Genomic DNA, 26,720 nt, shown 5'->3' with positions numbered 1-26,720 from the left:
TCAACAGGAGACGCACATGCAGCTCCACGAGTTTCAAACGAAGCAGATCCTGTCGGATTTCGGACTGGCCTCACCTGACTGGGGCGTCGCGATCACACCGGAGCAAGCGCACGCTATTGCGGCCGGTCTCGATGCATCGCGCTTTGTCGTCAAAGCACAGGTTCCTGGCGCACGCCGTGGGCGTCTCACGGGCGCGCATCTGGTGAACTCTCCGAACGAAGCGGGCCGGACGGCGCGCGAGCTTCTCGGACAGACGGTCGAGATCGATCCGGCTCGCTCGCAGAGCCAGACCATCAAGCGCGTTTTGGTGGAGGCTGCCATCAGCACGGAGCGCTCCGTCGCGCTTCATCTTTTTGTCGATCCGTCGGCTGGGGGCATCGTGCTTTCGGCAAAGGATGCGATCGTGGCGGGCGAGGTTGGCGTACGCCGGTTGTTTCTCGGGACCGGCGAAGCCGTCTCTGCGGAGGATATCGCGCAGCTCTCGCTTAAGCTCTCCATTCCGGAGACCGTGGTTCCGGCCTTCGCGGATCTTGTCGATGGGCTTCTGCGTGCGTTCGTTGCTCTCGATGCGACCCGCATCGAAGTCGATCCGCTTGCCGTCCTGCCCGATGGTCGAATGCTGGCACTGGGGGCCCGGCTCACCGTCGACGACAACGCGCTGTTTCGCCAGCCGACGCTGCTCGCGCTCCGCGCCGAGGACGAGATCGAGGTCAAGGCGCAGCACCATCAGCTCAACTACATGCGGCTCGATGGCGACATCGGCCTCGCTGCAAACGGCGCCGGCCTCGGCCTCGCCACGCTCGACATGGTGCGTGCGGCCAAAGGCCAGCCGGCGAACTTCATGGACATCCGCACGACCGCGACCAGCCTCGATATCGCGCACGGGTTCGGGCTCATTCTCGACAATCCGAAGGTTCGCACGCTGCTCATCAACGTACACGGCGGCGGCATGCAGCCCTGCGATACCATCGCCGACGGTCTCGGCATTGCCATGCGCCGCACCGGGCGCTCGCTGCCGACGGTCGTGCGGCTGGCCGGCAACAACGCGGCGTTCGCGCGTACACGCTTCGAAAATTTCGGATGCCCGATCATCGACTGCCCCGACATGTGGACAGCGGCAAAGGAGGCCGTCGCCGCAGCACGCTAGTCATCTGCTTCTGCCGAACCGGCAACACTCCAGGAGGAGACCATGGCTATCCTTGTCGATCGCAATACCCGCGTCGTCTGCCAGGGCATGACCGGCTGGGCCGGCACGCATCACACGGCGAAGATGATCGAATACGGGACAGCGGTTGTTGCCGGCGTGACGCCAGGAAAAGGGGGGCGGACGCATCTCGGCTTGCCGGTATACGAGCGCGCGACCGAGGCTGTTCGTGAGACGGGCGCCAATGCCAGCATGATCTTCGTGCCGCCCGAGACTGCGGCCAAGGCCATGATCGAGGCGATCGAGGCCGAGATTCCGCTGGTGGTCACGGTGACGGAACGCGTGCCGGTGCTCGACATGGTGCGCGTTCTGCATGCACTTGATGGGTCGCGGACGCGGCTCATCGGACCCAACTCACAGGGCATCCTGGCGCCGGGGCTCTGCAAGATCGGCGTCATGGCGACGGGCAACGAGAGGATCGGCTCGGTTGGCATCATCTCGCGTTCGGCATCACTTGCGAGCGAGGTTCTAGCGCAGGTTTCGGCAGCAGGTCTTGGGCAGTCCACGACGGTGGGAGTCGGAGGCGACCCTGTGCACGGGCTCAGCATGAAGGATTGCCTCGAGATGTTCCTGGCCGATCCGCAGACAGAAGGCGTGGTGTTGATCGGGGAGATCGGCGGCATGGAGGAGCAGGATGTTGCGGACTACATCCAACAGGTGAAGCCGAAAATTCCGATCGTTGCGCTAGTCGTCGGTCGCTATGCGCCGTCCGAGCGGCGCATGGGGCATGCGGGTGCGCTGATGACGCGCGGGCGCGACACGGCGGCGGCGAAGATCACGGCGCTTGCCGAAGCCGGTGTCATTATTGCGCCGGGCCCGCATCTCGTCGGCGAGGCGATCGCAGACGCACTTCAGGCTGATGCAAGGCTGCGGCTCGCAGTCGGTTGAAACTCATTCCGAGGGGTGTCCCGCCGCAAAGCGGGGCTGAGACGGCAGATGCCGAACCCTATGAACCTGATCCGGATCATGCCGGCGAAGGGACGGAACTTCAAAGCGCCAGAGATGGTGTCCGCCCTCGCGTCATCCCGGATCGCTCAGGCAGATGGCAGGAGAGATCCATGAACGCACCTACCCGTCCGAAGCAACTGCAAGCCGCTCCCGACACCGTCACCACGGGGCCGGTCGCGGGCTCGCACAAGGTCTATGCGTCTGTGCGCGGGCGGCCTGACATCCGCGTGCCGTTTCGCGAGATCACGCTGTCCGATCCCAAGGAAGCGCCGGTGCGGGTTTATGATCCGTCAGGCCCCTACACGGAAACCAACGCGCGGATCGATCTCGCCAGCGGCCTGCCGCTGGTGCGAGACGCGTGGATTGCACGGCGCGGTTTCGAAGCCATCGCGGGCCGCGCGGTGAAGCCCGAGGACAACGGCAATGTCGGTGCCGATCGGCTGGTTCCGCAATGCCCGGCGCCGCGCGCCCTGCGTGCCGGAAAAACGGGGCAGCCTGTCACTCAGTTCGAATTTGCGCGGGCTGGTATCATCACCGAAGAGATGGTCTACGTCGCGCATCGCGAAAATCTGGCACGCGAGGCGGCGCTCGAAGGAGCGCGCGAGCAGCTTCGTGATGGCGAAAGCTTCGGCGCGTCGATACCGGAGCATGTGACACCCGAGTTCGTGCGGGATGAGATCGCGCGTGGGCGCGCGATCATTCCCGCCAACATCAATCATCCCGAGCTCGAGCCGATGATCATCGGTCGCAACTTCCTGGTGAAGGTCAACGCCAACATCGGCAACTCGGCGATCACGTCCGGGGCTGCCGAGGAGGTTGAGAAGATGGTGTGGGCGATCCGGTGGGGCGCCGACGCGGTTATGGACCTCTCGACGGGCCGCAACATTCACAACATCCGCTCCTGGATCCTACGCAATGCGCCGGTGCCCATCGGCACGGTGCCGATCTATCAGGCGCTGGAGAAGGTCGATGGAGATCCGATCAAGCTCGACTGGGAGGTGTTCAAGGACACGCTGATCGAGCAGGCGGAGCAGGGCGTCGACTATTTCACGATCCACGCCGGCGTGCGGCTTTCTTATGTGCCGCTCACCGCCACTCGCGTGACGGGCATCGTCTCGCGCGGCGGGTCGATCATGGCGCGGTGGTGCCTCGCGCATCACAAGGAGAGCTTCCTCTACGAGCGCTTCGACGAGATTTGCGAGATCGCGCGCCGTTATGACGTGTCGTTCTCGCTTGGCGACGGATTGCGGCCGGGCTCCATCGCGGATGCCAACGACCGGGCGCAGTTCGCAGAGCTCGAAACGCTTGGCAAGCTGACGCGCATCGCGTGGGACAAAGGCTGCCAGGTGATGATCGAAGGTCCCGGCCATGTTCCGATGCACAAGATCAAGGAGAACATGGACAAGCAGCTTCGCGAATGCGGGGAAGCGCCGTTCTACACGCTCGGGCCGCTCACGACCGATATCGCGCCGGGATATGACCACATCACGTCCGGCATCGGCGCGGCCATGATCGGTTGGTTCGGCACGGCGATGCTTTGCTACGTGACGCCGAAGGAGCACCTCGGGCTTCCCAATCGCGATGACGTGAAAACAGGTGTCATAACCTATCGCATCGCGGCGCATGCGGCGGATCTCGCCAAGGGGCATCCGGCGGCGAAAGTGCGCGATGATGCGCTGTCTCGCGCGCGGTTCGACTTCCGCTGGGAAGATCAGTTCAACCTGTCGCTCGATCCCGATACCGCGCGTGCGTTCCACGATGAGACGCTGCCCAAGGACGCACACAAGGTCGCGCACTTCTGCTCGATGTGCGGCCCGAAGTTCTGCTCGATGAAGATTACGCAGGATCTGCGTAAGGAGGCCGAAGCGCTCGCCGGGATGGAGGCGAAGTCGCAGGAGTTCCTGGATCGGGGAGGCAGCCTTTACGTGCCAGCGGCGGAGTAGCGGCGATGACGATCATCTGGAACGGCGCTGAGCAAGAGGTGCAAAGCCAGAGCCTGGCGGAGGTTCTGCGTGAGCTTGGCTATCAGGACGATGCGGTCGCAACGGCCGTAAACGGCACCTTCGTGCCGGCTCGGCAGCGGGGAACGCTTCTTCTTAACTCAGGCGACGCGCTGGAAGTGCTCGCACCGCGGCAGGGAGGCTGAGATGGAGGTCTATGGGACGAAGCTCGCGTCACGCCTACTGCTCGGGACGGCACAGTATCCGTCGCCGCAAGTGCTGGCTGATGCGGTGCGCTCATCCGGTGCGGAGGTGGTGACGGTATCGCTTAGACGCGAATCCGCACGCTCGCGCGCCGGCGACAGATTCTGGTCGATTGTACGAGGGCTTGGGGTGAACGTGTTACCGAACACTGCCGGATGCTACTCGGTCAAGGAGGCTGTCACGACGGCGCAGATGGCGCGTGAGGTTTTCGGCACCTCTTGGATCAAGCTCGAGGTGATCAGCGACTTCGATCTTCTCCAGCCGGATGTTTTCCAGCTTGTGGAAGCGGCGAGGATTCTTACCTCAGACGGTTTCCAGGTGTTTCCGTATACGACCGATGATCCGGGTGTTGCCGAGAGATTGCTTCTGGCCGGTTGCCAAGTGCTGATGCCGCTTGCCGCGCCGATCGGTTCGGGGCGTGGTCTCAACAACCCATTCGCGCTGCGGGTGTTGCGCAACCGTTTTCCGGATATCCTGCTTATCGTCGACGCCGGGATCGGGCTGCCGTCACATGCGGCTGCTGCGATGGAGCTCGGCTACGACGGCATTCTTCTCAATACTGCGGTGGCAAAGGCCGGAGATCCGGTGGCCATGGCCGAGGCTTTCGCCAAGGCTATCGAAGCGGGTCGCGCGGCTTATTTCGCGGATCCGATTCCGGCGCGCGATATGGCGGCGCCTTCGACGCCGCTTGCTGGAATGGCGATGCTGTCCTGAACTGGGCAGACTTTTCGCAGTCGCGAGAAAGCCTTGGCCCATCAGACACTTTGCCGCTCGACTGTGGCATGCCAAAATTGGTATACCACTGAAAACGAAAAACGCGGGAGGACACCATGAAAGTCTGCATCTACGGAGCGGGCGCCATCGGGGCGCATATCGGCGTCCTCATGAAGCTCGCAGGCGTGGATGTGTCGCTGATCGCGCGCGGCGCGCACCTTGCGGCAATCCGCGAGAATGGCCTGACGCTCGAGATCGGCGGCGAGACCAAGATCGCGCGTATGCCAGCTTCCGACAATCCCTCCGATCTCGGGCCGCAGGACTACGTGATCATTGCGCTGAAGTCGCATCAGGCGTGGGAAACGGCCGAGCAGGTGAAGCCGCTGCTCGGGCCGGAGACCGTCGTCGTCACGGCGCAGAACGGCATTCCGTGGTGGTACTTCTATGGCTTCGAAGGACAGTACGCGAACCTGCAGCTCGAGAGCGTCGATCCGGGTGGGCGGCAGTGGAAGGCGATCGGGCCTGAACGCGTAGTTGGCTGCACGGTCTATCCCGCGGCCGAAATCGTGTCGCCAGGTGTTGTCAGGCACATCTACGGCGATCGCTATGGGCTCGGTGAGCCGACGCGGAAAGTTACGCCGCGCGTGAAACGGCTCGCCGACGCGTTCGAAGCCGGCGGCTTGAAGCCGTCGATCTATCCCGAGATCCGAAACGACATCTGGCTGAAGCTCTGGGGCAACCTCTGCTTCAATCCCATCTCAGCGCTGACGCATGCGACGCTCGACGTGGTGGCGACCGACACCGGCACGCGCGCGGTAGCACGGCAGATGATGGAGGAAGCGGAGATCGTTGCGCGGCGGATCGGTGTGCATTTCCGCGTCAACATCGAGCGGCGCATCAACGGTGCGGCCTCTGTCGGCGCGCATCGCACGAGCATGCTGCAGGATCTCGAGAAGGGGCGCGCGCTTGAGCTCGATGCGCTGCTCACCGTCGTGCAGGAGATTGGCCGATTGGTTGAAGCGCCGACACCGACGATCGATGTCGTGCTGGCGCTTGCTCAGCAGATGGGGCGTGTTGCTGGCGTCTATCCCACGTTTCCCGAGGTTGTGCTCGACGACGACCGCGCAGTCGCGGTTCACTGAGTGGGTAAAGAGGGCGAGGCTATCCGCTGTTCGGCGAATTGCGGAAAGTCTCAGTCGTTATGTTCTACGCGTGGTTGGCGATCACGTCGTTCCACTCCGGGTGCTTCTTGTACTGTGCCTGCACATACGGGCACAGAGGGATAACCTTGAATCCCTTGGCGCGCGCGTCGGCGATCAGGTGTTCGACGAGCGCCAGAGCAACCCCAGTTCCGCGCAGGGTGTCGGGGGCTTCGGTGTGATCGGCACTGATCACATCTGCCGCGCGAACCGTGAAGGTCAGCTCCGCCTCGCCGTCCTTGCCCTCGACCGTCGCGGCGTAACGGCCGCCATGAGAGGTCGTTTCCTTCCGGATCGATATTGCAGTCATTCATGACCTATTCGTTTTGTTTGCGCCGTTCGCGATCATGCCCGCGTGGGCAGCGTGCTGTAAACACGTGATCGCTGCAAATCATGAAGAGCACTCCGGAACCATTGTCTTCTTGCCGCCGTTCCCAGCGGAAAGGAGGATGCCATGCCAAACACGAAAAGTCCTGAGCACGCGTTCCGGGTGGAGCACGGTAAGCGCGCAATCAGCCGCCGTTTTGACAATGATAATACGGACCTGGACCCGACGCGGCAGGAGGCGCCCGATAAAAACGAAGTTCCGGACCGGATAGGCCGTGCGGCGCCTTCGAAACGCCAACCTGGCGCTCTCGACGAGGAGGAATGACGCCTTGCGCCATCATCGAAATCCAAACTCATTTGTGATTGAGCGGTTGCCGTTCGCCATCAGATTGATGCTCGCTCACTTGTATCGTGCAGAACAACAGAACGAAATCGGAAGCGTGGCGGCACGAAGCGACAGGTCAAAGGCTGTCGTTACTTACGAAGCAACGCGCGGTTAGAAAGCCGCTTGAAGTAAGCTGTTCCTTTTACGATCGGCTCAGCTTTACAAGCCCGTCAGTCCGCGCGGGTTTGCTGTGGGCTTGGGTGCAGCGGTGCGATTGCTCATCCATGGCGGATAGATGAAACGCTCCGTATTGTAAGGCTCGGGAGCGATCATCGACAGCGGCTCGCGGAAATCCTGGATCTGGTAAAAGATGTGCGGCATGCCGAGCGATGGATCGCGCGTCACGACGGGGTAAGGCACGACTGCCTGCCAATCGGGATGATAACGGATTGTGCCGTGAACCGTGCGATAGATCATTCCCTTGAGCGCAAACGCTACTTTCTTGTTCTGCTCGAAATCTCCGGGCGGCCCCGATCCTCCGGCCATCGCGGCGCCAACCGCATAGTGGTGCAAATTGCTATAGGTTTGGCAGCCGATCGTCGGCGTGGAGCCTGCTCCGAACCGGGCTACGTAGCGCGCCTCGAACCGCTTGCCCATCTCATCGCGCAGGAGGCCGATGACAGACGAGACGATGACGCCCACGCTTGCTTCCTGTGCGATGTCGATGAAGGTGCGGTGCACGGCGCCGTATTGAAGATAGACGAGGCAGTCTATGGGCTTTGCGACGAACTGCCGTTGAAAGTGTGCGAGGTCGCCGGCGTAAAAATGGGTGTTGGCGAGCACGGCCGGGTTGGTGGCTCGCACTTCCTCGATCACGTCCCGCCATTGGCTGGTCGGGGTTTGCACGATCCTTGGGCCGAAGCAGACATTCCAGCCGAAGCTGCTTGCTGCCTTCGCCATGGCATTGGCGATGACGATGCTGTAAGGCGTCGACCCGGAAATAATCGCGAGACGATCCGAGCTCGGCGTCCACTGCCCGCTGTCTCGCAGCCAAGACAGGAATTTTATGAACCCTGGTCCGTACCAGTAATCCGCAGGGTCAGCCATAAAGCAGCCGAAATAGCGGTCTGGATCGCTCATCACCGTGTCGTGGTGCTGAAGCAGTGTGTTGGCATGGACGTAGATGATGCCGGCGTCGGCGATCGGCTCATACTCTGAGTTCTGTGCGCCGATGTTGTAGCCATTTACGATGGCGTGAACTTCGTGTTTCTCGATCAGCCATCGGGCAGCGGCAACGACTTCATTGGCTGTTTGGCGACATGTGTCCGCAAAGATCGGTTGAATGGGACGACCGAGGAGACCGCCGCGGGCGTTGATCTCCTCGCAGGCGAGGACGATGCCGTTCCTGAATTCTGCGCCATCTGCGGCCGACGGGCCGGTAAGCGGAATCATGCTGCCGATCGGCACAGGTTTCGTACGGTCACTCACGCGAGGCTTTGTCCTTCACTCAGGTCTTTGGTTATCCGTTGCATCGGAATGGTTGGGCTCGAAGAGCAGTTTATGCATCAGCACTCTGAGGCGCGGTGGGCTGACGGGCTTGATCAAAACCGGGACGCCAGCGTCGCGGATGCCGCTTATCACTTTTGGTTCCGCGTCCGCAGTCACAACGAGCGCAGGAACATCGTCTCCCACCGCGGCCCGTATCGCATTTATGACGTCGAGACCTGTGCGGGCCTGAAGATTGAAATCGGCGATAATGACTTTCGGGGTGACGCCAGCCTCTGAAACGAGCGCCAATGCTTCTTCTTCATTGGCGGCGGCGTGTACGTCAACGCCCCAGCGGCGCAGCAGCCGGACCATGGATTCGCGCAGGATCTCGTCGTCCTCGACGAGCAGCACCGGCGTTCCCGCAAATTCGCCTGCCACGGCTTCGCTGATGTCAGCCGCGAAACCAGTATCACTATGCCAAATGTTTCCGAGCGGAACCCATACAGAGAAGGCCGAGCCCTTGCCGAACCGAGAGCGCAACTTGATCGGATGCTCCAGCAGCTCTGCCAACCGGCGCACGATATTGAGCCCGAGCCCGAGTCCCTTCTTCTGTGCGCGGTTCTCGTCCGCCACGCGATAGAACTCGTCGAAGACGCGCTCTCGATGCTCTTCCTTGATGCCGCGTCCGGTGTCGACCACCTCTATTCGCAGCCCCCGGCCATCCTTGCGGCAACCGACCAGAACTCCACCCACCTCCGTGAAGCGGATGGCGTTCGCGACAAAATTGCTGAGGATGCGTTCCAGCAGCGCGCGATCTGTCGATACGGTTTTGTTCGGGGTTACGAACCTAAGTCGAATACCTTTCGACTGCGCCTGATGACCGAACTGGATTTGCAGGCGCTCAAAGAGATCCGCGAGCTGGAAGGACGTGATGCGTGGCTGGATCCGTCCAGCATCGAGCTGACCGATCTGAAGCAGAGCACCGAGGAGGTCTTCCATGATCGAGGTTGCCACGCTCATCGCGTGGAGCGTTTCGACTCTTTGCTCCTCGTCCTCTTCGCGGAGGCAATTGTAGATCAGGATTTTCAGTGACGCGAGCGGCTGACGAAGATCGTGGTTCGCCGCTCTGAGGAAGCGTGATTTTGCTTCATCGGTCGCTTCCGCCGCCTCTTTCGCCTCGCGCAGCTCCCGTTCATTGCGTTTCACCGCCGTGACATCGGTGAAGATGACGACCATGCCGCCGGTTGTTGGGATCGGCCGCTGCGCAACATGCATGAAATGACCAGTTGCCAGCTGGTAGTCGGCATCCTTGATTGCCGCGAAATCCGCGATCTTCTCGCGCGCCCAGTCCTCGGGTGTTCCTGGAATCACCCACTCGCTCGAATAGGCGAGCGCGGCGATATAGTCGTCGTACTGCATGCCGAGCGTGACCGGCAGGTCGCAGTTCCGACGAAAGCCTTCGTTGATGTAAATCAGCTGCCGATCACTCGACCAGATGAGGATGCCGTTGTCGACGACATCCAGCCCGGCCCATACAACATCAGTTATAGGATCGCTCGCACGCGGAGCACTGCTGTTGTCAGTTAGCGGCATCAGTGGTTCGGCCGAAGTGCGTGATCGCGTAATGGACAGCGCCTGACCGGTCCTGAATGTTCAGCTTCTTCATCGCATTTCCAAGATGAATACGAACGGTTTGGCTGCTCAGCCCAAGCCGTTCGGCGATGTTTTTCACAGATGCCCCGCTGCCGAGCAACGCCAGCACGTCACGCTCTCGCTCGGTGAGCTTGTCGAGATCGCGATCGCTGGGTGCCTCCTTCTTGCGAGCCGGTGGCGCGGAGGAGCGCTCGATGATCCTGCGCGGAAATGAAACCTCACCCGCAAGCACGCGCTCGAGTGCGCGTTCAACCTCGGCACCGTCTGCCGACTTTGGGATGTAGCCGATGACGCCCTGCTCTACGGCGCGGATGACGTGGTCGACATCCTCGTGCACGGACACGACAACGACCGGAACGTCGGGAAACTTCGTCCGCAATGCGCTCAGGCCGCCAAGCTCCTCGAACCCCGGCATCACCAGATCCAGCAGGATGAGACTGACGTCCGGATGCTCCTCCAGCAGCTGCGTGAGTTCGCCGAAGGTTTCCGCCTCGTAAGTCTCAAGCGTTTGGTCCAGTCTTCGCACAACGTGCTTGAGGGATTGCCTGACCACCCAATGGTCATCTGCGATAATGATCTTCATCCCTCACCTGCCAGTCCCCTTCGGACCGCCCTACGCGCGCTGTCGTATGCGTTACGTCTAGCGACATTTTTGATTCTGTTCCTGCGATACACGTCTTATTCACATTTCGCTTGCGCTTCTGGAGGCGGGGACGCCGCCTGATACGGCATCCAGATGTAGGGTACATTGTAACTTTCGCTGCTATCCATCATCCGTTGGGTTCACAGCCGGACATACGCTGCGCGTTAAACGAGGCATTTCATCTAGATACCTATTATGCCCTTCGTTGCGGCATGTTGCACGCATAAAAAGCTGCGCTTGCACTGCAATTTAGCAGTGCCTCGCGGCGCTCAATAAATTTTCCTCCTGGGCAAAAAAATCGATTGACGCTGCGTCGCAATATACGCAAACGTCTAGACGTGAGGTGTGTGGCCTTGCATAAATATCTAGCGCCGCGTGTCGCAACGATACGCTCCCTTCCGCATCCGGGAGACCTGACCAACATGGACTTCACCCGCCGAAAGGTTCTCAAGACGACTCTGGCCGTATCTGCCGCAGTCGGCATGCCTCACCTGTGGCTGCCGACCTCCAAGGAGGCCTGGGGAGCGACCCTCAAGAAGGGCGAGCCTATCAAGGTCGGCCTGCTGTTCTCTCTTACCGGCGCGCTTGCTGTGCCGGAGGAAGATTCCACCCTGGTGCTCCAGTACGCCTTCGACGAGATCAACGCGAACGGCGGGATCAACGGTGTGCCGGTCGAGCCGGTCATCGTCGATGCAAAGTCGGACTTCAATGTCTATACGGATAAGGCCAAGGAGCTCATCCTTCGCGAGAAGGTCATTGCCCTCTTTGGCTGCTACACGTCGGCCAGCCGGAAGGCCATCCTGCCGACGGTGATGCAGCGCAATCATCTGCTGTACTATCCGACCTGCTACGAAGGCGCCGAGTGCACGCAGAACACCATCTGCACCGGTCCGCTTGCCAACCAGCATTCGAAAGACCTGATCCCCTTCATGGTGGAGAAGTTCGGCAAGAAGGTTTTCTTCGTCGGCTCCAACTACGTGTGGCCGAAGGAATCGAACAAGAACGCCAAGATCTGGCTCGAGCAGGCCGGCGGCGAACTGCTCGGCGAGGAATACATCCCGCTCGGCAGCTCCGAGTTCGGGCCAGTTCTGAACAAAATCCGCGACACCAAGCCCGACTTCATCTTCTCGACGGTCGTCGGAGCGTCGGATATCGCGTTCCATAAGCAGTTCAAGCAGGAAGGCTTCAAGGTGGACTCGATGCCGATCGCGTCGCTCACCACTGGCGAGATCGAGACCCGCGCGATGGGCGCAGAATTCGGAGCGGGGCATTTCCTCTCAGCGCCGTACTTCCAGACGCTGGACAATCCCACAAACCAGAAGTTTGTCGAGGGCTTCCTCAAGAGCAAGTACGGCAAGAACGGCACGACACACTACAACATGGAAGAGACGTACCTCTCGGCTTACGTCTTCAAGGCCGGCCTGGAGAAAGCTGCGGCCGCCGTGGGTGTCGAGAACGTCACGCCGCGCGCCATTCGTGATCACTCTGGCGGCATTCGCATCGAGGATGCGGTGTCTCCCGAAGGGCTGATCTGGATCGACGAGAACAACTTCAACACCTGGCTGAAGCCGAAGATCGGCCAGTGCCAGGCCGACGGCACCTTCAAGATCGTGAAGTCCGCCGAAGAGCACGTCGCTCCGGATCCCTACTCGATTTATCCCGACATCGGCACTTGCACGAAGGATGGCTTGAAGGCCTCTGACGGCAAGGTCCGCACGAACGTCATCTGACAACGCAGCGGGGCCTGCGCCGCCTGGCACTGCAGGCCCCGTTCCATCGAGCTGAGCCGAGCTGAATGCAGACTCTGCCGAGGGTGGCGGATGAGCGGCCGACTGCGCTCTGTCCGCAAGGAAAAAATTGCAATGGATCTAGGTTCGCTTCCGAATGCGCTCATCCTCGGTATCAGCATCGCCAGCATCTGGCTCATAGCGGCGCTCGGTCTGACAATCATCTACGGCACCGCCGGCGTGATCAACATGGCGCATGGCGAGTTCATCATGCTCGGCGCCTACAGCACCTTCATGCTGCAGGCCTACCTTGGGCTACCCTTTCTTCTCTGCATTCCTGCATCGTTCGTGATCGTAGCGCTGGTCGGACTCGCGATCGAGCGTGGGCTCATTCGATATCTCTACAATCGTCCGCTCGATACGCTGCTCGCAACCTATGGCGTCTCGCTCGTGCTGATGCAGGGTGTGCGGCTGATTTTCGGTAGCGACCCGAAGTTCATTGCGGCGCCCGCGATTTTCTCGAGCAATATCGAGATCGGGCCGGTGTCGATATCCACGTTCCGGATCTTCATATTGCTCGTCACGGCCCTTCTGGTGCTCGCGCTGTGGTTTCTTTTCTACAAAACGCGGTTTGGCGTTCAGCTGCGCGCTGTCGTGCAGAACAAGGAGATGGCCGCCTCATTCGGGATCAACTCCGATCGAATTTACATGATGACCTTCGCGCTCGGCGCCGGATTGGCCGGTATTGCCGGCTCTCTCTTCGGCGTGCTCGCAATCGTGCTGCCGACCATGGGTCTGAGTTACGTGGTGCAGGCCTTCCTGATGGTGGTCGTCGGCGGTGGGTCTCTGGCGGGCACTGTCGTGGCGAGTGGCGTGACCGGCGAGCTGCAATCCGTGTTCGCGTCGTTCACCAACGATACCTTCGCGCGCTTCATCATCTTCGTGTTGATCGTCGTGTTCCTGAGGTTCAGGCCGCAGGGTCTCTTCGCGCAAGGGGGCGTGAGACGATGAAACGAATAACGCGACACGATCGAGGGGCCACTACGTGATGGACAACATCTACCACAACAAGACGGCGCAGTGGCTGACCTACACGGCATTCTTCGTTGCGATCGGAGCTATCCCGCTCATGGTCGAGGATGCCTTCCTGCTCAATCAGCTGGCAACCTACGGCGTCTTCGGCATGCTCGCATTGTCGATCAGCCTGTGCTGGGGCTTCGGCGGCATCCTCAATCTTGGGCAAGGCATTGCCTTCGGGCTTGGCGCTTACGGCATGGCAATGACCATGCAGATGCAGATGCAGACGGACTCGAATCCGATCCCGCCGTTCATGTTGAACAACGGCCTCGACAGCCTGCCGTTTCTCTGGATGCCGTTTCAGAATACCGCAGCCGGCCTCTTCCTTGCGGTTGCCGTTCCGACCTTTTTTTGCGCGCTCTTCGGCGGGACCATGTTCCGCGCGCGAGTGTCGGGCGTGTTCTTCACCATCATGACGTTGGCCATGCTGTCGGCGTTCTACACGATCGTTCTCGACCAGCAGCCGTACACGGGTGGCGCCAACGGCTTGACGCCTCCGTCCGCATTTCAGATTGCGGGCTACGAAGTCGATCCCTACAGCCCGGCGGCATACTGGATCGTGTTTCTCTGCCTTTGCGCGGCGACCGTGCTCGCGAAGCTTATCACGCAAAGCTCCTTCGGATTGGTCACGCAGGCTATCCGCGACGATAGCGAGCGTGTGCGCTTCCTTGGCTACAACGTCGCCGGCTACGAGACCATGATCTATACGATCTCGGGCCTGATCGCCGCGGTCGCGGGCTGTTGCTGGGTTCTGCTTGTCCAGTATGTGTCGCCGGCGCAGCTCGATGTCGGCTTCAGCATCTCCATGGTGATCTGGGCAGCGATCGGCGGACGTCTCTCGCTGCTTGGCGCGATGATCGGTGCCTTCATCATCCAGGGCGCGCAGAGCTACCTCGGCGACGCGTTTCTCTCGACCTGGCTGCTGCTTCTGGGCGGCTTCTTCATCGTCGTCGTGCGCTTCCTTCCCAATGGTCTCGCGAGCCTCGTCGAGCTTGGTCTCGGGTTGTTGAGCTCGAAGATTGGCGCAATGCGAAAGGGCTATGGCGCTGTCGCGCCCGTGTCCGCCGAGCAGAAGGGGGCATACCGATGAGTGGGCTTCTCGAAATCCATAACCTGTCGAAGAGCTTCGACGCCACCAAGGTGATCAACGATTTCAGCATGAGCGTTGATGAGGGGACGATCTGCTGTCTTGTCGGTCCGAACGGTGCCGGCAAGACGACAACGATCGACCTCATCACGGGCCGTGTGAAGCCGACCTCCGGCCAAATCCTGTTCGCCTCAACCGATATCACGGGGCTGGAGGAGCATCTCATTGCGCGCGCCGGCATCGGGCGCAAGTTCCAGGTTCCGGCGGTGCTTCGCGACATGACGGTGAGGCAGAACCTCGAGGTCGCCTACAGCCGAGAGACAAATCCGCTGTGGAACATGTTCAAGTTTCGCCGGGCCGGGCTCAAGGAGAAGCTTGGCGAGGTTGCGACGATCGCTGGCCTCACCGAGCGTCTCGACATCCGAGCCGGAATTCTGTCGCACGGTGAAACGCAATGGCTGGAGATCGGCATGGTGCTGATGCAGGAGCCGCGTCTCATGCTCATGGACGAGCCGATCGCCGGCATGACGGAAGAGGAGATAGAGAAGACCGCGCGCGTCTTCAAAGAGCTTCGGAAGACGACAACGTTGATCGTCGTCGAGCACGACATGGGTTTCGTGCGTGAGATCGCCGATGTCGTGACCGTTATGCATATGGGCGCGCTGTTGGCTCAAGGGAGTATCGCGGCGATCGAAGCGAACCCGCGCGTGCGCGATGTTTATCTCGGCGAGCAGGAGGCGGCATGAGCACCCTTCTGGAACTCAAGAACGTCACGTCGTATTACGGCGCGACCCCGATCCTCAGGGACTTCTCCTTCGAGCTCAAGAATGGCCAGTGCGTTTGCGTTCTGGGCCGCAACGGTGTCGGCAAGACGACGCTGATGCGCACCATCATGGGCCTCACCGACAGGTCGACCGGCGCGATCAGCATCAACGGCAACGAGCTCGTAGGCAAGCCGACACACGTCCGCGCCACCTACGGCCTCGGCTACGTGCCGCAGGGACGCGGCATTCTCTCCGACTTCACGGTGCGGGAGAATATCCTGCTCGGCACGTTCGCGCGCACCGATAACGTATCGGAGATTCCAGACATATGTCTCAGGATCTTTCCGTATCTCCGCGAGAACCTTGATCGACGCGCTGGCTTGCTATCAGGCGGCCAGAAGCAGCAGCTTGCCATCGCGCGGGCCCTTGCGGTCGATCCGCAGATTCTCCTCCTCGACGAGCCGACCGAAGGCATTCAGCCGAACATCGTGCACGAGATCGGCGAGATCCTGAAGATGCTGAACCGGGATCTCGGCATCAGCCTGATCCTGACGGAGCAGCATATCAAGGTCGCGCGAAAGCTCGGAGATGCGTTCGTGATGGTTGATAACGGTCGCGTCGTCGCTCGCGGCCCCATCTCGGAAATGACTGACGAACTCGTTGAGCGGCACATGACGATCTAGGGAGCGGGGCGGCAGGGAACGGCACTCGTTCGGGATTGCTCGAGCCGGTGAGTGCAGCAGGAGTTGATACGAGCTCGAGCGCAAACATACGGAGGACGAATGATCTCAATTCCGAAAAAAGGTACGCCGGAGCGGGAAGAGCTCATCCGCCAGCACTGGGAATGCGTCGAGTCCATGAAGGGCGTCGCCGGGTTTTCGGTGCTGAAGTGCGAGACGCCTGGCGATACCACGGTCTTAAGCGGCGGCGTTCACGAATATCCGCTGTTGCGTCGTGTGCTGCTGCGTATGCGAGGCGAGTCGCCGAAGGGCAAACTCATCGTCATCTGCACCAAGGTCGACAAGGAGTGGCGCATCGGGCGTCTTTCCGGAATCCGCGGCGTGCCGCCCGTGTTCGTCAACGACAAGGTCTACACGGACGAGCAGGAGATCCAGCACGACATCTTTTTGATGCGTCTGGACGAGCTGCCCGAAACGGCCGGCATGCCCGAGCACTACCATGATGGATGGAAGCGCCGGGACGACAATTGGCCGGTGACCTGATCTCGCTCGGCCAAGGCTAGGGCGCGCGGGCGCCCCGGTTCAACAATGAGAAAAATCCCTGCCACGTCTTCGCTCGGGGACGTGAACGGCGAGGCTGTGCGCGGGGAGCCTTACAAAATCGGAGACTACCATGTGTGCCATGAGGCTTACGGGATACGCGGACAAGTTTGGCGTTCACCCCGGCGATAAGATCAAATTCTACATCAATTGCGATGGCCCGTCGGAATTCAAGGCCGAGGTCGTTCAGATGATCCACGGCGACACCAACCCTCGCGGCCCGGGCTTCATCGAGAAGCCGATCGATGCGACGGTGGCTGGCGTCTACAAGGGCCGCAAGCAGATCATTCATGGCGGATCATACGGGTACGTCGCGGACGCTCCGCAGCTCCACGTCGATAGCTTCACGCTTCAATGCTGGATCTGGCCGACAACGCCGAAGACACACCCGCGCTACTGGAAGCACGGCGCCCAGGGGCTTGTGACCAAGTGGATGAACGGAAAAGGTTACGGCCTCTTCATCAGCGAAGAGGGCTTCGTCGAGCTGCGCATCAACGAGCACAAGATTACGACCGGCGTTCCGATCCGCGACCACGCCTGGCATTTCGTCGCCGCGAGCTTCGATGCTGCAACGGGTGAAGTGGTGCTCTACCATGAGCCGCAGATCGTCTACGCGCTTGATCCCGTGATCGAGCCGGTCAAGACCGCGATCAACACCAAGGTCATTAACACCGCTGCTCCCGTCGCGCTCGCGGCCTACGTCGACAAGATCGACGACGATCCACTGGGCAAGTCCTCGCTGCCCGCAGGTGTGTGGTTCACCGGCAAATACAACGGCAAGATCGATAGTCCGCGTATCTGCAACAAGGCTCTCAATCGCTTCGAGATCGAGCAGATGAAGGGTGGTGCACAGCCGGGTCTGACCGAGCGTCGCAACTCCGGTCCGACAGGTGCGCTGTCTGAAGCCATCGTCGCCGCGTGGGATTTCTGGGATGGCATCGACACCATCACGGCCAAAGACAACGGGCCGTATCGCTTCGACGCTCAGTTGGTCAATTGTCCGACACGTGCTCTGACGGGCTATAACTGGTGCGGTCAGAACTTCGATTGGAAGTATGCGAAGAAGGAATACGGCGCGATCCACTTCCATGACGACGATGTCGACAATGCCCGCTGGGAGGTCGATGTCGAGTGGGACGTTCCGGCCGACGGTATCAAGAGCCGCTTCTACGCGCTGAAGCTCACGACCACAGAAGGCGATGAGGATTACATCCCGTTCTGGGTCGTTCCGAAAATCGGCCAGGAGCAATCCAAGATCGCCGTCATGGTGCCGACCATCAGCTACATGGCGTATGCCAACGAGCATGTGGCGTGCAACGCTGGCGGCGCGGAGCTGTTCGTCTACCGCGTGCCGATCATGCAGCACCAGAACATGTTCCTGGCCGAGCATCGCGAGTATGGCGGCTCGATCTACGACACGCACACCGACGGTTCGGGCATTTGCCTCTCATCGCGGCTGCGTCCGATCCTCTCGATCCGGCCGAAATACGATCACTTCCTCGCGCAGGCGCCGTGGCAGTATCCCGCCGATCTCCATCTGATCTACTGGCTGGAGACGATGGGCTACGAGTATGATGTCATCACCGACGAGGACGTCACGTATGACGGGCTTGCGCGACTCGAGAACTACAACGTCATCATCACCGGCTCGCACCCGGAGCATAATTCGGGCACGCAGCTGGACGCGCTGCACAACTACACGCAGCGCGGCGGACGCCTGATGTACATGGGTGCGGACGCCTGGTACTGGGTCCACTCCTTCCATCCGGCTTACGACAAGCTCGGCCGTGGTGTCGTCACGGAGATGCGCCGTTGCGAGTCCGGCATCCGCACCTGGCGCGCGGAGCCGGGCGAGTACTACCACCAGGGCACCGGTGAGCTTGGTGGCATGTGGCGCTACCGCGGTCGATCGCTCTACTCGGTCGCGGGCGTCGGCATGACGAACGAAGGCTTCGACGTCTCGACCTACTACAGCCGCACTCCGGACAGCCTTGATCCTCGCGTGGCCTGGGCTTTCGAGGGCATCACCTATGACGAGCCGATTGGCAACTTCGGTCTTGTCGGCGGCGGTTGCGCGGGCCTCGAACTCGACATCGTCGATGTCACGCTCGGCTCACCGCCGCACACGCTTGCGGTGGCGACGTCGGCCGGACGGCACACGGAAGCCTATCTCCTCGTCATGGAGGACTTCGGCTTCAACCAGCAGGGCCTCGACGGCACCACGCATCCACGCGTACGTGGCGATGTTGCCTTCCACGAGACGCCGAATGGCGGTGCGTGCTTCGCGTTCTCGTCGATCGCTTTCTGCGGCTCTCTGCCGTGGAACAACGGCCAGAACAACGTATCGCGCCTCGTGAAAAACGTTCTCGATCGCTTCTCGAAGGACGGCCCGCTGCCGCCTCCGCCGGCGGATGCGGTCAAGCATCGCGGACGCGCGGATTACGAATCCCCGGCCCTTGCCTCTCAAAGCTGAAGGCGGGGTCCCACGATGGTGCCCACGGATCTCTCCGTGGGCACCATTCCCGTCGGACGTGCCAATTGGCAGCTTGGAATAGGGGATCGCTCGTATGCTTCATCGGCCCGATCTCGGCTTCTATGACGAAGGCCAGGATCTTTCGAGCATCGATTTCTATGCCAAAGCACTTGGCAGCTTTGGCGAGGCTCGTGTATTGCCGCCAACTGCATTCCGCTCACTCCAATTCAGTCTGCTTGAAGACGAGATGATCTGGACGCGGGATTGGACAGCCGTCGGCTGCTCGGATGAGATTGCCGAAGAGGGAGACCTTCTGCCGTTTACCGTCGGTATCCACGGCATCCATGTGCAACGCGTAGGCGGTGCGTTCAAAGCGCGCTTCAACAAAGCGCAGCACGGCGGCTGCCGTGCGATTCCGCAGCAATGCCAGACGGGCAAGAAGACCAAATGTTCTTTTACGTCGTGCGGCTACAGCCGGGATCGCGATGCCATTCCCGCACGCGACCTCGGCGACGATACGCCCGAGATGCAACAGTATCTCGGCCTCCGGCCGGAGCGGTTGCTGACGGCTCATGCCGATACCTTCGGTCCGCTTATCTTCGTCAATCTCGATCTCCAGCCGGTTCCGAACGGCGTGGCGTTGGCGGAGCTCAATCGAGCGGGGCGCTTTTTCGAAGGTTCGGCGCACCGCGCAGCAGCGGGAAAACTGGAATTTCCTGCGAACTGGAAGCTTCTTGGCCAGCACCTCGCGGCGGGCGAAACGATGTCCGAAAGCGACGATGGGTCGTGGCTCCTCGCTCGCAGCTCTGTCGACGGGCGGTCGGCTGACGTCGCCTGGTTGTTTCCCAATCTCGTTCTGATCCGCGCGGAGCGCGTGACTTGCGCCATCGTCCTGCAGCACACGGCGATCGGCCAAACGCTTTGCCGCTACTTCGTCTACGGGACGGCGGGCGAAACCTCTTCCGCCTTCTGGTCCCGGGAGATCGGGCGTCGCGCGGCGAATGCGGCAGCAGATCATCACGCGACGGTGCGTTGGGGGACGAACTTTCGTCCTGAGACCAAAGGCGCTGCGCTTCCGCTGCAAGCCAGTCCTCAAGGACTGTGGATGCAGCGCTTGCTCGCCCGCCGGGCGGTGCAGGTGTCGAACGGACATTTTCCGCAGCCCATCTTTCAGCACGCCGGAGGTTGACCGAGATGCTCTCTTTGAATTTGACCGTCGACGCAACATCCGCGCTCTCCGATGCGGTCGAGGTTTACGCACGTGGCGAATTCGTCGAAGCGTTCGGATTGTTCTGCGAGCTGGCCGAGCAGGGTGACGTTGATGCCAAAGCTTGGCTTGCCGCCATGTATGCCAATGGCGAGGGCGTCGCAGCGTCGCTGTCGAAGGCTGTCGAGCTCTATCGCGAGAGCGCGGAGGCGGGAAACGTGCTGGCGCAAACAAATCTCGGCGCGATGCTCGCGATGGGGCAGGGCGCGCCGCGCGATGAGGCCGAGGGGGTCATCTGGCTGACCAAGGCGTCCGAGCAGGGCGATCTGTTTGCGCAATACAATCTCGCGACGCTGTACTCGAAAGGCGAAGGGATTCCTGGCAATCAGGAGCTTGCAGTCAAGTGGTATCGTGTGGCTGCAGAAGCGGGCCACTACCCCTCGCAAGCGCGGCTCGGATATTTTTACGCCAACGGCATCGGCGTGAAGCAGGATCGCGTCGAAGCCTATGTCTGGCTGTCACTCGCCGCGCAGCACGGAGTTGGAACTGCGTTAAGTGCGCTCGAGGCGATCGTCTCCCAGATGTCCGCGGACGAAAAGTGCCGAGGCGCCGCGGCGGTGGAGGCTTGGCGCTCGCGCACACCGGACGCGTCGAGCCACGCTCGCCTTCACCCCAAGCCGGCGTGACGCGCGATGGTCTTCAGCCCGCAGCAGATCAAGTTCGAGCTCCTGAGCTACATCAAGGAGTTTGGCGGACGCCCCGAAGAATGGTGTGTCGGCTGTGCGGTCGACGCTCAAACCGCGATGTTCGAGCGCGAAGGCGTAGACCGCGAGCGGGACATTTGGGTCTGGAAGCCCGCGCTGTCGCCGAACGCCGCCCATATCGTCTTCCGATACCTGACGGAGCAGCTGCACGTGCCGGTCGCAGAAAGCGCGACGCGGGGCGCCAGTATTTTCCTCTTCAAGAGGATGCCCGGCTGCTGAGCGCCAAGAGGGGCAAAGAGGCCCCGTGCTGCACACAAACCACGCAGTGGGTTATAGCCGCAACAGCTAGCTGCGAATTCCTATATCGAGATACTTTGTCTAGATATAGACTCTAGAATCTCATCTAGACTAAAGTTCTTAGTCTCGGAACAGGGGTTTTTGACCAATCATGTCCTCGATCAAACTGTCCTTCATGGCTGGCGTTCTCGCATTGAGCGCCGTCGCCTCGCCCGCAGCCGCCAGCGATCCGTCTCCGCCCGCTCCGCTGCCCTTCGACATCTCGTTCGGAACGAAGATCGCAAACGAATACAATTTGCGCAGCGTTTCGCAGACGCGGGACCGCCCAGCTCTGCAAGGCTATGTCGAGCTCACGCTCAAGAACGGTCTTTATGCCGGCGTCTGGTCCTCGAACGTGGACTTCCAAGGCACTGATCCCTACGCCGAGTTCGATTACTACGGCGGCATCCGTCGTACGTTTGACCGCCTCTCGCTCGACGCTGGGTACGTCTACATCGACTATCTCGGAGAGAATCCGGGTCACGAGCTCGATTTCTGGAAGGTCTACGGCATCGCGAAATATGCTGTCTCGGACGATCTTACGGTCGGCGCCAACGTTTTCTGGACGAGTTCTTTCATCGGCTACAACGGCATAGACGGCACGCACTCCTCGCTGTTTGGCCGACTGGCGTTGCCGGACTTTGGCCTGCCGCAGGGCGTCGGCTCGTATGTGTCGGCCGAACTCGGCAAGCAGTGGGTCAGCGACGACTTTGCGCCCGACTACGTATATTGGAACGCCGGCTTCGGCCTGACGTACAAGGCCATGACGCTCGACCTGCGCTACACCGGCGCCGATATGTCCGATAGCGAATGCGCCGCGTTCATCGGTCAGCGCGACTCGTGTGGTGACCGCTTCCTGATCAGCCTCTCGTTCGACACGTCTCTTAGCAAGCTGCCGTAAAAAGCGGGGCCTCTTGGCGAATGCCGGCAGGTGTCCGGCGCTCGCCGAGAGGGGTGCCGGTCTCAAGAGCCTAAAGATCGGTGCGCGTTGCGTTGAGGATGCGAATGATTGCGCTCGATACGATCATCGGAAACTCGAAGGATATCGATCTGGCAGATCGGCTGCATAAGCTCGATCATGACGGTAGGGTCGAGTGGATACTGATGAAGACCGCCGACTTCGGCCGGCGACGTCTTTTGTCGGTCACGGATCGCGGGTCTCAGTGCGCGATCACCCTGCCTCGCGCGGAGCGCCTCTTCGACGGCGCCGTTCTCATGCTCACCGAGGATCGAGCCATCGTCGTGCGGGCGGAGCCTGAGCGCTGGCTCGAATTCGGAGTTCGCGATGCGGCCGCTGCCCTTGAGCTTGGCTACTTCGCCGGCAACATGCATTGGACCGTGCGCTTCGACGGGCCGAGGCTTTGCATCGCAGCGGGCGCAGAACCGCGCACTATTGTTGACCGCTTGCAGCACCTCATTGATCGCGGATCCGTCCATCTGGTGGACGACGCCACATGATCGGTGGTTGGTCGGAGCTGCTAAGCGCGTTGCGATACGGAGATTCGTTCTTTCCAAGTGGTGCGATCGCTTTCTCGTGGGGCCTCGAGACCCTGGTAGCCGACGGCATCGTGCGTGACGCGGCCACCGCCGAAGCGTTTCTGCGGGGCCAGACACTGCGGCGATGGGATACGTTCGATCGGCCTTTCGTTGTGGCGGCGATGAGGGCCAGAGATGCGTGCGCCTATAATCTCGATCGGGACGTTGAAAGTCTGACGCTGGTGCGCGAGCAGAGAGAGGCATCGGCGCGGGCTGGTCGCTCACTGCTGGCGGTGCACGAACGGCTCGGGACGCCGGGCGCAGCCGAATACCAGCGTGCCATTCGCTCGAAGCGCGCTCACGGGCACGTGCCAGTCGTGCAGGGATTGCTGTTTGTACGCGCCGGACTTTCGCCGGGCATCGGGCAGGCGATGTCGGCTTATGGCGTCTGTGTCGGGACTGTTAGCGCTGCAGTTCGACTCGGCGTGCTTGGTGCGATTGACGCCCAGAAGGTGCTTTCTTCGGTTCTGCCCGATATCGCGGTTCTTCTCGAAACGTCTGCCCGTGATCCGCAGGAGGCCTTCGCCTATGTTCCACAGGCCGAGATCGCCATCATGCGCCACGAGGAACAGTCAGGCCGACTCTTCGCAAGCTGAGCCAAAAGGACAGCAATGCTTCTTACACCCACGGAATACGAGCGTCTTACCATCTACACGGCAGCAGAGCTCGCGCGTCGCAGGCGGCAGCGCGGGAAGCTTCTCAATCATCCAGAGGCAACGGCGATCATTGCCGATGAGATTCTCGAGGGTGCGCGGGACGGGCGCAGCGTTGCCGACCTCATCGGTTTCGGCTCGACCATTCTCACAACCGACGACGTCATGCCGGGTGTGGCCGATCTCATGACCATCATTCAGGTCGAGGCGACGTTTCCGGATGGGACGAAGCTCGTCACGGTCCACGACCCCATCCGTCCGGGACAGAAGGCGATTGCCGCCGCGGACATGATCGCCCCGGGCGAGATCATTCCAGCGGAGGGCGAGATCGAGCTCAATGCCGGGCGGGCAAAGGCAACACTGCGTGTCACGAATACCGGAGACCGCCCGATCCAGATCGGTAGTCACTATCACTTCTTTGAAGCGAACAAGGCGCTCGATTTCGATCGTTCTGCTGCGTTCGGATTCCATCTCGACATTCCGGCTGGCACGGCGGTGCGTTTCGAGCCCGGCGAGACCAAACAGGTTGAGCTGGCTGCCTTCGGCGGCACCGGAGAGCTTTATGGCCTCAACAATCTGACGGACGGCTTTTCTCGGCGGCCCGAGACGAAAGCCTCCGCGCTTCAACGCGCTCGCGACCGCGGCTTCAAGGGAGCGTAATGCGATGGCCAAGATGACGCGCCGCGAATACGCCACGCTTTACGGTCCTACGACCGGAGATGCGGTGCGCCTCGGCGATACGTCCCTCGTCGCCGAGATCGAGCACGATTATGCCGTCTATGGCGACGAATGCCTGCACGGCGGCGGCAAGACGTTGCGCGACGGACTTGGGCTTGTCCCTGGCCTCGATAGTGCGGCGGGTTCTCTCGACATGCTCATTTCCAACGCTGTCGTGATCGATCCTGTCCTTGGGATCGTCAAAGGAGACATCGGGATCAAGGAGGGCCGGATTGTCGGCATCGGTAAGGCCGGCAACCCTGCGATCATGGACAACGTGCACCCGGATCTGATCTGCGGAGCGGCTACGACTGTCCGTGATGCGGAAGGTTTGATCGCCACACCCGGCGGTATTGACGTTCACGTGCACTTCGACAGTGCGCAGCTGTGCGAGCATGCGCTCGCGAGCGGTATCACGACTATGATTGGCGGTTCTCTTGGTCCGATTACCGTCGGCATCGATTGCGGCGGTGCCTGGAATGTCGGGAAGATGCTGCAGGCCTCGGAAGCCTGGCCGCTCAATTTCGGCTTCCTGGGCCGAGGCAATACCTCGAAACCCGCTTCGATCGTCGATCAGATTGCGGGCGGCGTGATGGGGCTCAAGCTGCACGAGGACTGGGGCACGATGCCTGCTACCATCGACACGTGCCTGTCGGTGGCCGACGACTACGATGTGCAGGTGCAGATCCATACCGACACACTGAACGAGAGCGGCTTTCTGGAAGATACGCTCGCGGCCATCAAGAATCGCACGATCCATATGTATCACACCGAAGGGGCCGGCGGTGGGCACGCGCCCGACATTATCCGCGTTGCTGGCGAGCAATATTGTCTGCCGTCGTCGACGAATCCGACCAACCCCTACACCATCAACACGTTCGATGAGCACCTCGACATGATCATGGTGTGTCATCACCTCAATCCCAAGGTGCCGGAGGACGTCGCGTTTGCCGAGAGCCGCATTCGCGCGCAGACGATCGCTGCCGAGGATGTGCTTCACGATATCGGTGCCATCTCGATGCTCGGCTCCGACAGTCAAGGCATGGGGCGGATCAACGAGGTGATATGCCGGACGTGGCAGCTTGCCTCCAAAATGAAAGACCAGCGCGGGCGTTTTTCGGAGGAGACGAGCCGTATCGGCGACAATCAGCGCATCCTTCGGTACATCGCAAAATACACGATCAACGCGGCCATCACGTTCGGTATCGCGGATCATGTGGGTTCGCTGGAAGCGGGGAAGCTCGGCGATATCGTGCTTTGGCGCCCGGGCTTCTTCGGCATCAAGCCCGAGTTGGTGATCAAGAGCGGATTCATCGTCTGGTCGGCGATGGGCGACAGCGCGGCATCGCTGATGACGTGCGAGCCGCTGGCGATGCGTCCGCAGTGGGGCGCGTTCGGAGAAGCCAAGAAGGCGCTCGGCGTCAACTTCGTGTCTCAGGCTGCGGTCGATGCGGGTGTTTCCGGCAAGCTCGACCTCACAAAAAGGCTGCTGCCCGTCAGGAACACGCGCAAGCTCGGCAAGGCGGACATGTTGCGCAACGACGCCTGTCCGACGATCACCGTTAACCCGCAGACGTTCGACGTCTTTGTCGACGGAGATCTCGCAACCTGCCAGCCAGCAAGGAAGGTGCCGCTCTCGCAGCGGTACATGATGCGATGACCGTGCCGTCCCCAGCGTCTCCAGCAAAATCGATCGGGGCGGCGCGCGTCGGCATCGGCGGTCCCGTGGGCTCCGGCAAGACAGCGCTGGTCGAGCAGCTCATTCCGCGTGTGATTGAGCGAGGCATCGACCTCGTGGTCATCACCAACGATCTCGTGACGCGCGAAGATGCCGAGCGCCTGAAACGCAGCGGTCTCATCGATCCGGCCCGCGTTGTCGCCGTGGAGACGGGGGCCTGTCCGCATACGGCGATCCGTGAAGATCCGAGCCTCAATATGCAAGCGGCTGATGAGCTGCAACTCGAGTTCCCGGGCGCAGAGCTCGTGTTGATCGAAAGCGGCGGCGACAACTTGGCATCGTCATTCTCTCTCGATCTGGTTGATCACTGGCTCTTTGTCATCGATGTGGCGGGTGGCGACGACATTCCGCGCAAGCGCGGGCTTGGCGTCCTGCAATGCGATCTTCTGGTGATCAATAAAGCGGATCTCGCCCCTTACGTCCGTGTCGATCTTGATCGCATGGTCGAAGAGGCGCGTGCTGTCAGGAGCGATCGCGCCGTGCTCGTGACCAACTGCGCGACCGGAGACGGTGTCGACGCCGTGCTCGATCACATCGCGGACGCTGTGCTGTTTCGGAGCTGATCATGGCCGCCGACGGTTCCGTTTTTCCGGAGAGTTGCGCCGATTTTGCGAGTGGAGAACGGTGTGCCAGGCTCCATTTCGCGAGTTCGCCCGCGGGTCGCACATTTCTTCGCAGACAGCATGTGGCGTATCCCTTTCATATCTGCCGCCCCT

At 61.1% G+C, this 26,720-nt stretch carries 27 protein-coding genes and 1 riboswitch; of the genes, 23 read left to right on the top strand and 4 right to left on the bottom strand.

The annotated features are described in order from the left end of the window. The first annotated feature begins 16 nt into the window (after nt 1–16). The 6 genes from CS1GBM3_RS13155 to CS1GBM3_RS13130 all read left to right on the top strand — a co-directional run bounded on the left by CS1GBM3_RS13155 (nt 17) and on the right by CS1GBM3_RS13130 (nt 6,212). A complete protein-coding gene (locus CS1GBM3_RS13155; RefSeq protein WP_072395847.1) occupies nt 17–1,147 on the top strand; it encodes an ATP-grasp domain-containing protein in 1,131 nt (376 codons plus the stop codon). Nucleotides 1,148–1,189: 42 nt separating this feature from the next. After that, the gene (sucD, locus tag CS1GBM3_RS13150) at nt 1,190–2,092 is read left to right on the top strand and encodes a succinate--CoA ligase subunit alpha (protein ID WP_072395846.1); all 903 of its coding nucleotides are present in this window, start codon (nt 1,190–1,192) and stop codon (nt 2,090–2,092) included. Nucleotide 2,093: 1 nt separating this feature from the next. Next, a riboswitch (TPP riboswitch) is annotated at nt 2,094–2,202 on the top strand. 60 nt (nt 2,203–2,262) lie between these two features. Continuing rightward, the gene (thiC, locus tag CS1GBM3_RS13145; protein WP_072395845.1) at nt 2,263–4,095 is read left to right on the top strand and encodes a phosphomethylpyrimidine synthase ThiC; all 1,833 of its coding nucleotides are present in this window, start codon (nt 2,263–2,265) and stop codon (nt 4,093–4,095) included. Nucleotides 4,096–4,100: 5 nt separating this feature from the next. Further along, nucleotides 4,101–4,298, top strand: coding sequence for a sulfur carrier protein ThiS (gene thiS, locus CS1GBM3_RS13140; RefSeq protein WP_072395844.1), 198 nt, complete (start codon nt 4,101–4,103; stop codon nt 4,296–4,298). A gap of 1 nt (nt 4,299) precedes the next feature. Continuing rightward, nucleotides 4,300–5,070 (top strand): thiazole synthase, encoded by a 771-nt coding sequence (locus CS1GBM3_RS13135; RefSeq protein WP_072395843.1) that lies wholly within the window; start codon nt 4,300–4,302, stop codon nt 5,068–5,070. 116 nt (nt 5,071–5,186) lie between these two features. Further along, nucleotides 5,187–6,212, top strand: a complete 1,026-nt coding sequence (locus CS1GBM3_RS13130; RefSeq protein ID WP_072395841.1) for a 2-dehydropantoate 2-reductase — start codon at nt 5,187–5,189, stop codon at nt 6,210–6,212. Between the two features lie 64 nt (nt 6,213–6,276). Here CS1GBM3_RS13130 and CS1GBM3_RS13125 read toward each other — a convergent pair whose 3' ends face one another. Next, entirely contained in the window at nt 6,277–6,579 is a 303-nt protein-coding gene (locus tag CS1GBM3_RS13125) for a GNAT family N-acetyltransferase (RefSeq protein WP_072395839.1), read from the bottom strand. Between the two features lie 144 nt (nt 6,580–6,723). On the opposite strand from CS1GBM3_RS13125, the gene CS1GBM3_RS13120 reads away from it, so the two are divergent. Continuing rightward, entirely contained in the window at nt 6,724–6,921 is a 198-nt protein-coding gene (locus CS1GBM3_RS13120) for a hypothetical protein (RefSeq protein WP_072395837.1), read from the top strand. A 219-nt stretch (nt 6,922–7,140) separates the two neighbouring features. Here CS1GBM3_RS13120 and CS1GBM3_RS13115 read toward each other — a convergent pair whose 3' ends face one another. Genes CS1GBM3_RS13115 through CS1GBM3_RS13105 form a run of 3 tightly spaced genes read right to left on the bottom strand, consistent with a single transcriptional unit; the run spans nt 7,141 to nt 10,645 of the window. Further along, entirely contained in the window at nt 7,141–8,409 is a 1,269-nt protein-coding gene (locus tag CS1GBM3_RS13115) for an ABC transporter substrate-binding protein (RefSeq protein WP_072395835.1), read from the bottom strand. A 15-nt stretch (nt 8,410–8,424) separates the two neighbouring features. Further along, complete coding sequence (locus CS1GBM3_RS13110; protein ID WP_072395833.1) at nt 8,425–10,002, bottom strand: ATP-binding response regulator; 1,578 nt, start codon at nt 10,000–10,002, stop codon at nt 8,425–8,427. Beyond that, entirely contained in the window at nt 9,989–10,645 is a 657-nt protein-coding gene (locus CS1GBM3_RS13105; RefSeq protein WP_072395831.1) for a LuxR C-terminal-related transcriptional regulator, read from the bottom strand. The genes CS1GBM3_RS13110 and CS1GBM3_RS13105 overlap by 14 nt, the downstream gene beginning before the upstream one ends. Nucleotides 10,646–11,127: 482 nt before the next feature. On the opposite strand from CS1GBM3_RS13105, the gene CS1GBM3_RS13100 reads away from it, so the two are divergent. From CS1GBM3_RS13100 to ureG, 16 genes are all read left to right on the top strand, one after another. Continuing rightward, entirely contained in the window at nt 11,128–12,435 is a 1,308-nt protein-coding gene (locus CS1GBM3_RS13100; RefSeq protein WP_072395829.1) for a transporter substrate-binding domain-containing protein, read from the top strand. Nucleotides 12,436–12,567: 132 nt separating this feature from the next. Continuing rightward, nucleotides 12,568–13,443 (top strand): urea ABC transporter permease subunit UrtB, encoded by an 876-nt coding sequence (gene urtB, locus CS1GBM3_RS13095; protein WP_072395823.1) that lies wholly within the window; start codon nt 12,568–12,570, stop codon nt 13,441–13,443. Between the two features lie 37 nt (nt 13,444–13,480). After that, entirely contained in the window at nt 13,481–14,599 is a 1,119-nt protein-coding gene (gene urtC / locus CS1GBM3_RS13090; RefSeq protein ID WP_072395822.1) for an urea ABC transporter permease subunit UrtC, read from the top strand. Beyond that, on the top strand, nt 14,596–15,342 hold the full coding sequence (gene urtD, locus CS1GBM3_RS13085) for an urea ABC transporter ATP-binding protein UrtD (protein ID WP_072395821.1): 747 nt from the start codon (nt 14,596–14,598) through the stop codon (nt 15,340–15,342). Before urtC ends, urtD begins: the two co-directional genes overlap by 4 nt. Next, nucleotides 15,339–16,043, top strand: coding sequence for an urea ABC transporter ATP-binding subunit UrtE (urtE, locus tag CS1GBM3_RS13080; protein WP_072395820.1), 705 nt, complete (start codon nt 15,339–15,341; stop codon nt 16,041–16,043). The genes urtD and urtE overlap by 4 nt, the downstream gene beginning before the upstream one ends. Nucleotides 16,044–16,142: 99 nt before the next feature. Next, the gene (locus CS1GBM3_RS13075; protein WP_072395819.1) at nt 16,143–16,583 is read left to right on the top strand and encodes a N,N-dimethylformamidase, small subunit; all 441 of its coding nucleotides are present in this window, start codon (nt 16,143–16,145) and stop codon (nt 16,581–16,583) included. 130 nt (nt 16,584–16,713) lie between these two features. Beyond that, nucleotides 16,714–19,113, top strand: a complete 2,400-nt coding sequence (locus CS1GBM3_RS13070) for a N,N-dimethylformamidase beta subunit family domain-containing protein (protein ID WP_072395818.1) — start codon at nt 16,714–16,716, stop codon at nt 19,111–19,113. A gap of 94 nt (nt 19,114–19,207) precedes the next feature. Continuing rightward, a complete protein-coding gene (locus tag CS1GBM3_RS13065; protein WP_072395817.1) occupies nt 19,208–20,302 on the top strand; it encodes a Rieske (2Fe-2S) protein in 1,095 nt (364 codons plus the stop codon). Between the two features lie 5 nt (nt 20,303–20,307). Continuing rightward, nucleotides 20,308–21,006: a tetratricopeptide repeat protein gene (locus CS1GBM3_RS13060; RefSeq protein ID WP_139247914.1), complete on the top strand. Its 699-nt coding sequence runs from the start codon at nt 20,308–20,310 to the stop codon at nt 21,004–21,006. A 6-nt stretch (nt 21,007–21,012) separates the two neighbouring features. Further along, the gene (locus tag CS1GBM3_RS13055) at nt 21,013–21,303 is read left to right on the top strand and encodes a hypothetical protein (RefSeq protein ID WP_072395816.1); all 291 of its coding nucleotides are present in this window, start codon (nt 21,013–21,015) and stop codon (nt 21,301–21,303) included. 169 nt (nt 21,304–21,472) lie between these two features. Beyond that, nucleotides 21,473–22,261, top strand: a complete 789-nt coding sequence (locus tag CS1GBM3_RS13050; protein WP_072395814.1) for a TorF family putative porin — start codon at nt 21,473–21,475, stop codon at nt 22,259–22,261. Between the two features lie 104 nt (nt 22,262–22,365). Beyond that, nucleotides 22,366–22,818, top strand: a complete 453-nt coding sequence (locus tag CS1GBM3_RS13045; protein ID WP_072395812.1) for an urease accessory protein UreE — start codon at nt 22,366–22,368, stop codon at nt 22,816–22,818. Then, on the top strand, nt 22,815–23,492 hold the full coding sequence (locus CS1GBM3_RS13040; RefSeq protein ID WP_072395810.1) for an urease accessory protein UreF: 678 nt from the start codon (nt 22,815–22,817) through the stop codon (nt 23,490–23,492). Before CS1GBM3_RS13045 ends, CS1GBM3_RS13040 begins: the two co-directional genes overlap by 4 nt. 15 nt (nt 23,493–23,507) lie before the next feature. Beyond that, entirely contained in the window at nt 23,508–24,209 is a 702-nt protein-coding gene (locus tag CS1GBM3_RS13035; protein ID WP_072395808.1) for an urease subunit beta, read from the top strand. Between the two features lie 4 nt (nt 24,210–24,213). Beyond that, nucleotides 24,214–25,926 carry an urease subunit alpha gene (gene ureC / locus CS1GBM3_RS13030; RefSeq protein ID WP_072395807.1) on the top strand — a complete coding sequence of 571 codons (1,713 nt, stop codon included), beginning with the start codon at nt 24,214–24,216 and terminating at the stop codon, nt 25,924–25,926. Then, nucleotides 25,923–26,567: an urease accessory protein UreG gene (ureG, locus tag CS1GBM3_RS13025; protein ID WP_072395805.1), complete on the top strand. Its 645-nt coding sequence runs from the start codon at nt 25,923–25,925 to the stop codon at nt 26,565–26,567. The genes ureC and ureG overlap by 4 nt, the downstream gene beginning before the upstream one ends. The last annotated feature ends 153 nt before the right edge of the window (nt 26,568–26,720 follow it).

Origin of the sequence: Hyphomicrobium sp. CS1GBMeth3 (genome assembly GCF_900117455.1) — a bacterium.
Taxonomy (GTDB): domain Bacteria; phylum Pseudomonadota; class Alphaproteobacteria; order Rhizobiales; family Hyphomicrobiaceae; genus Hyphomicrobium_C.
Note: the sequence above shows the minus strand (reverse complement) of the source record. Positions and strands in the feature narration are given on the sequence as shown.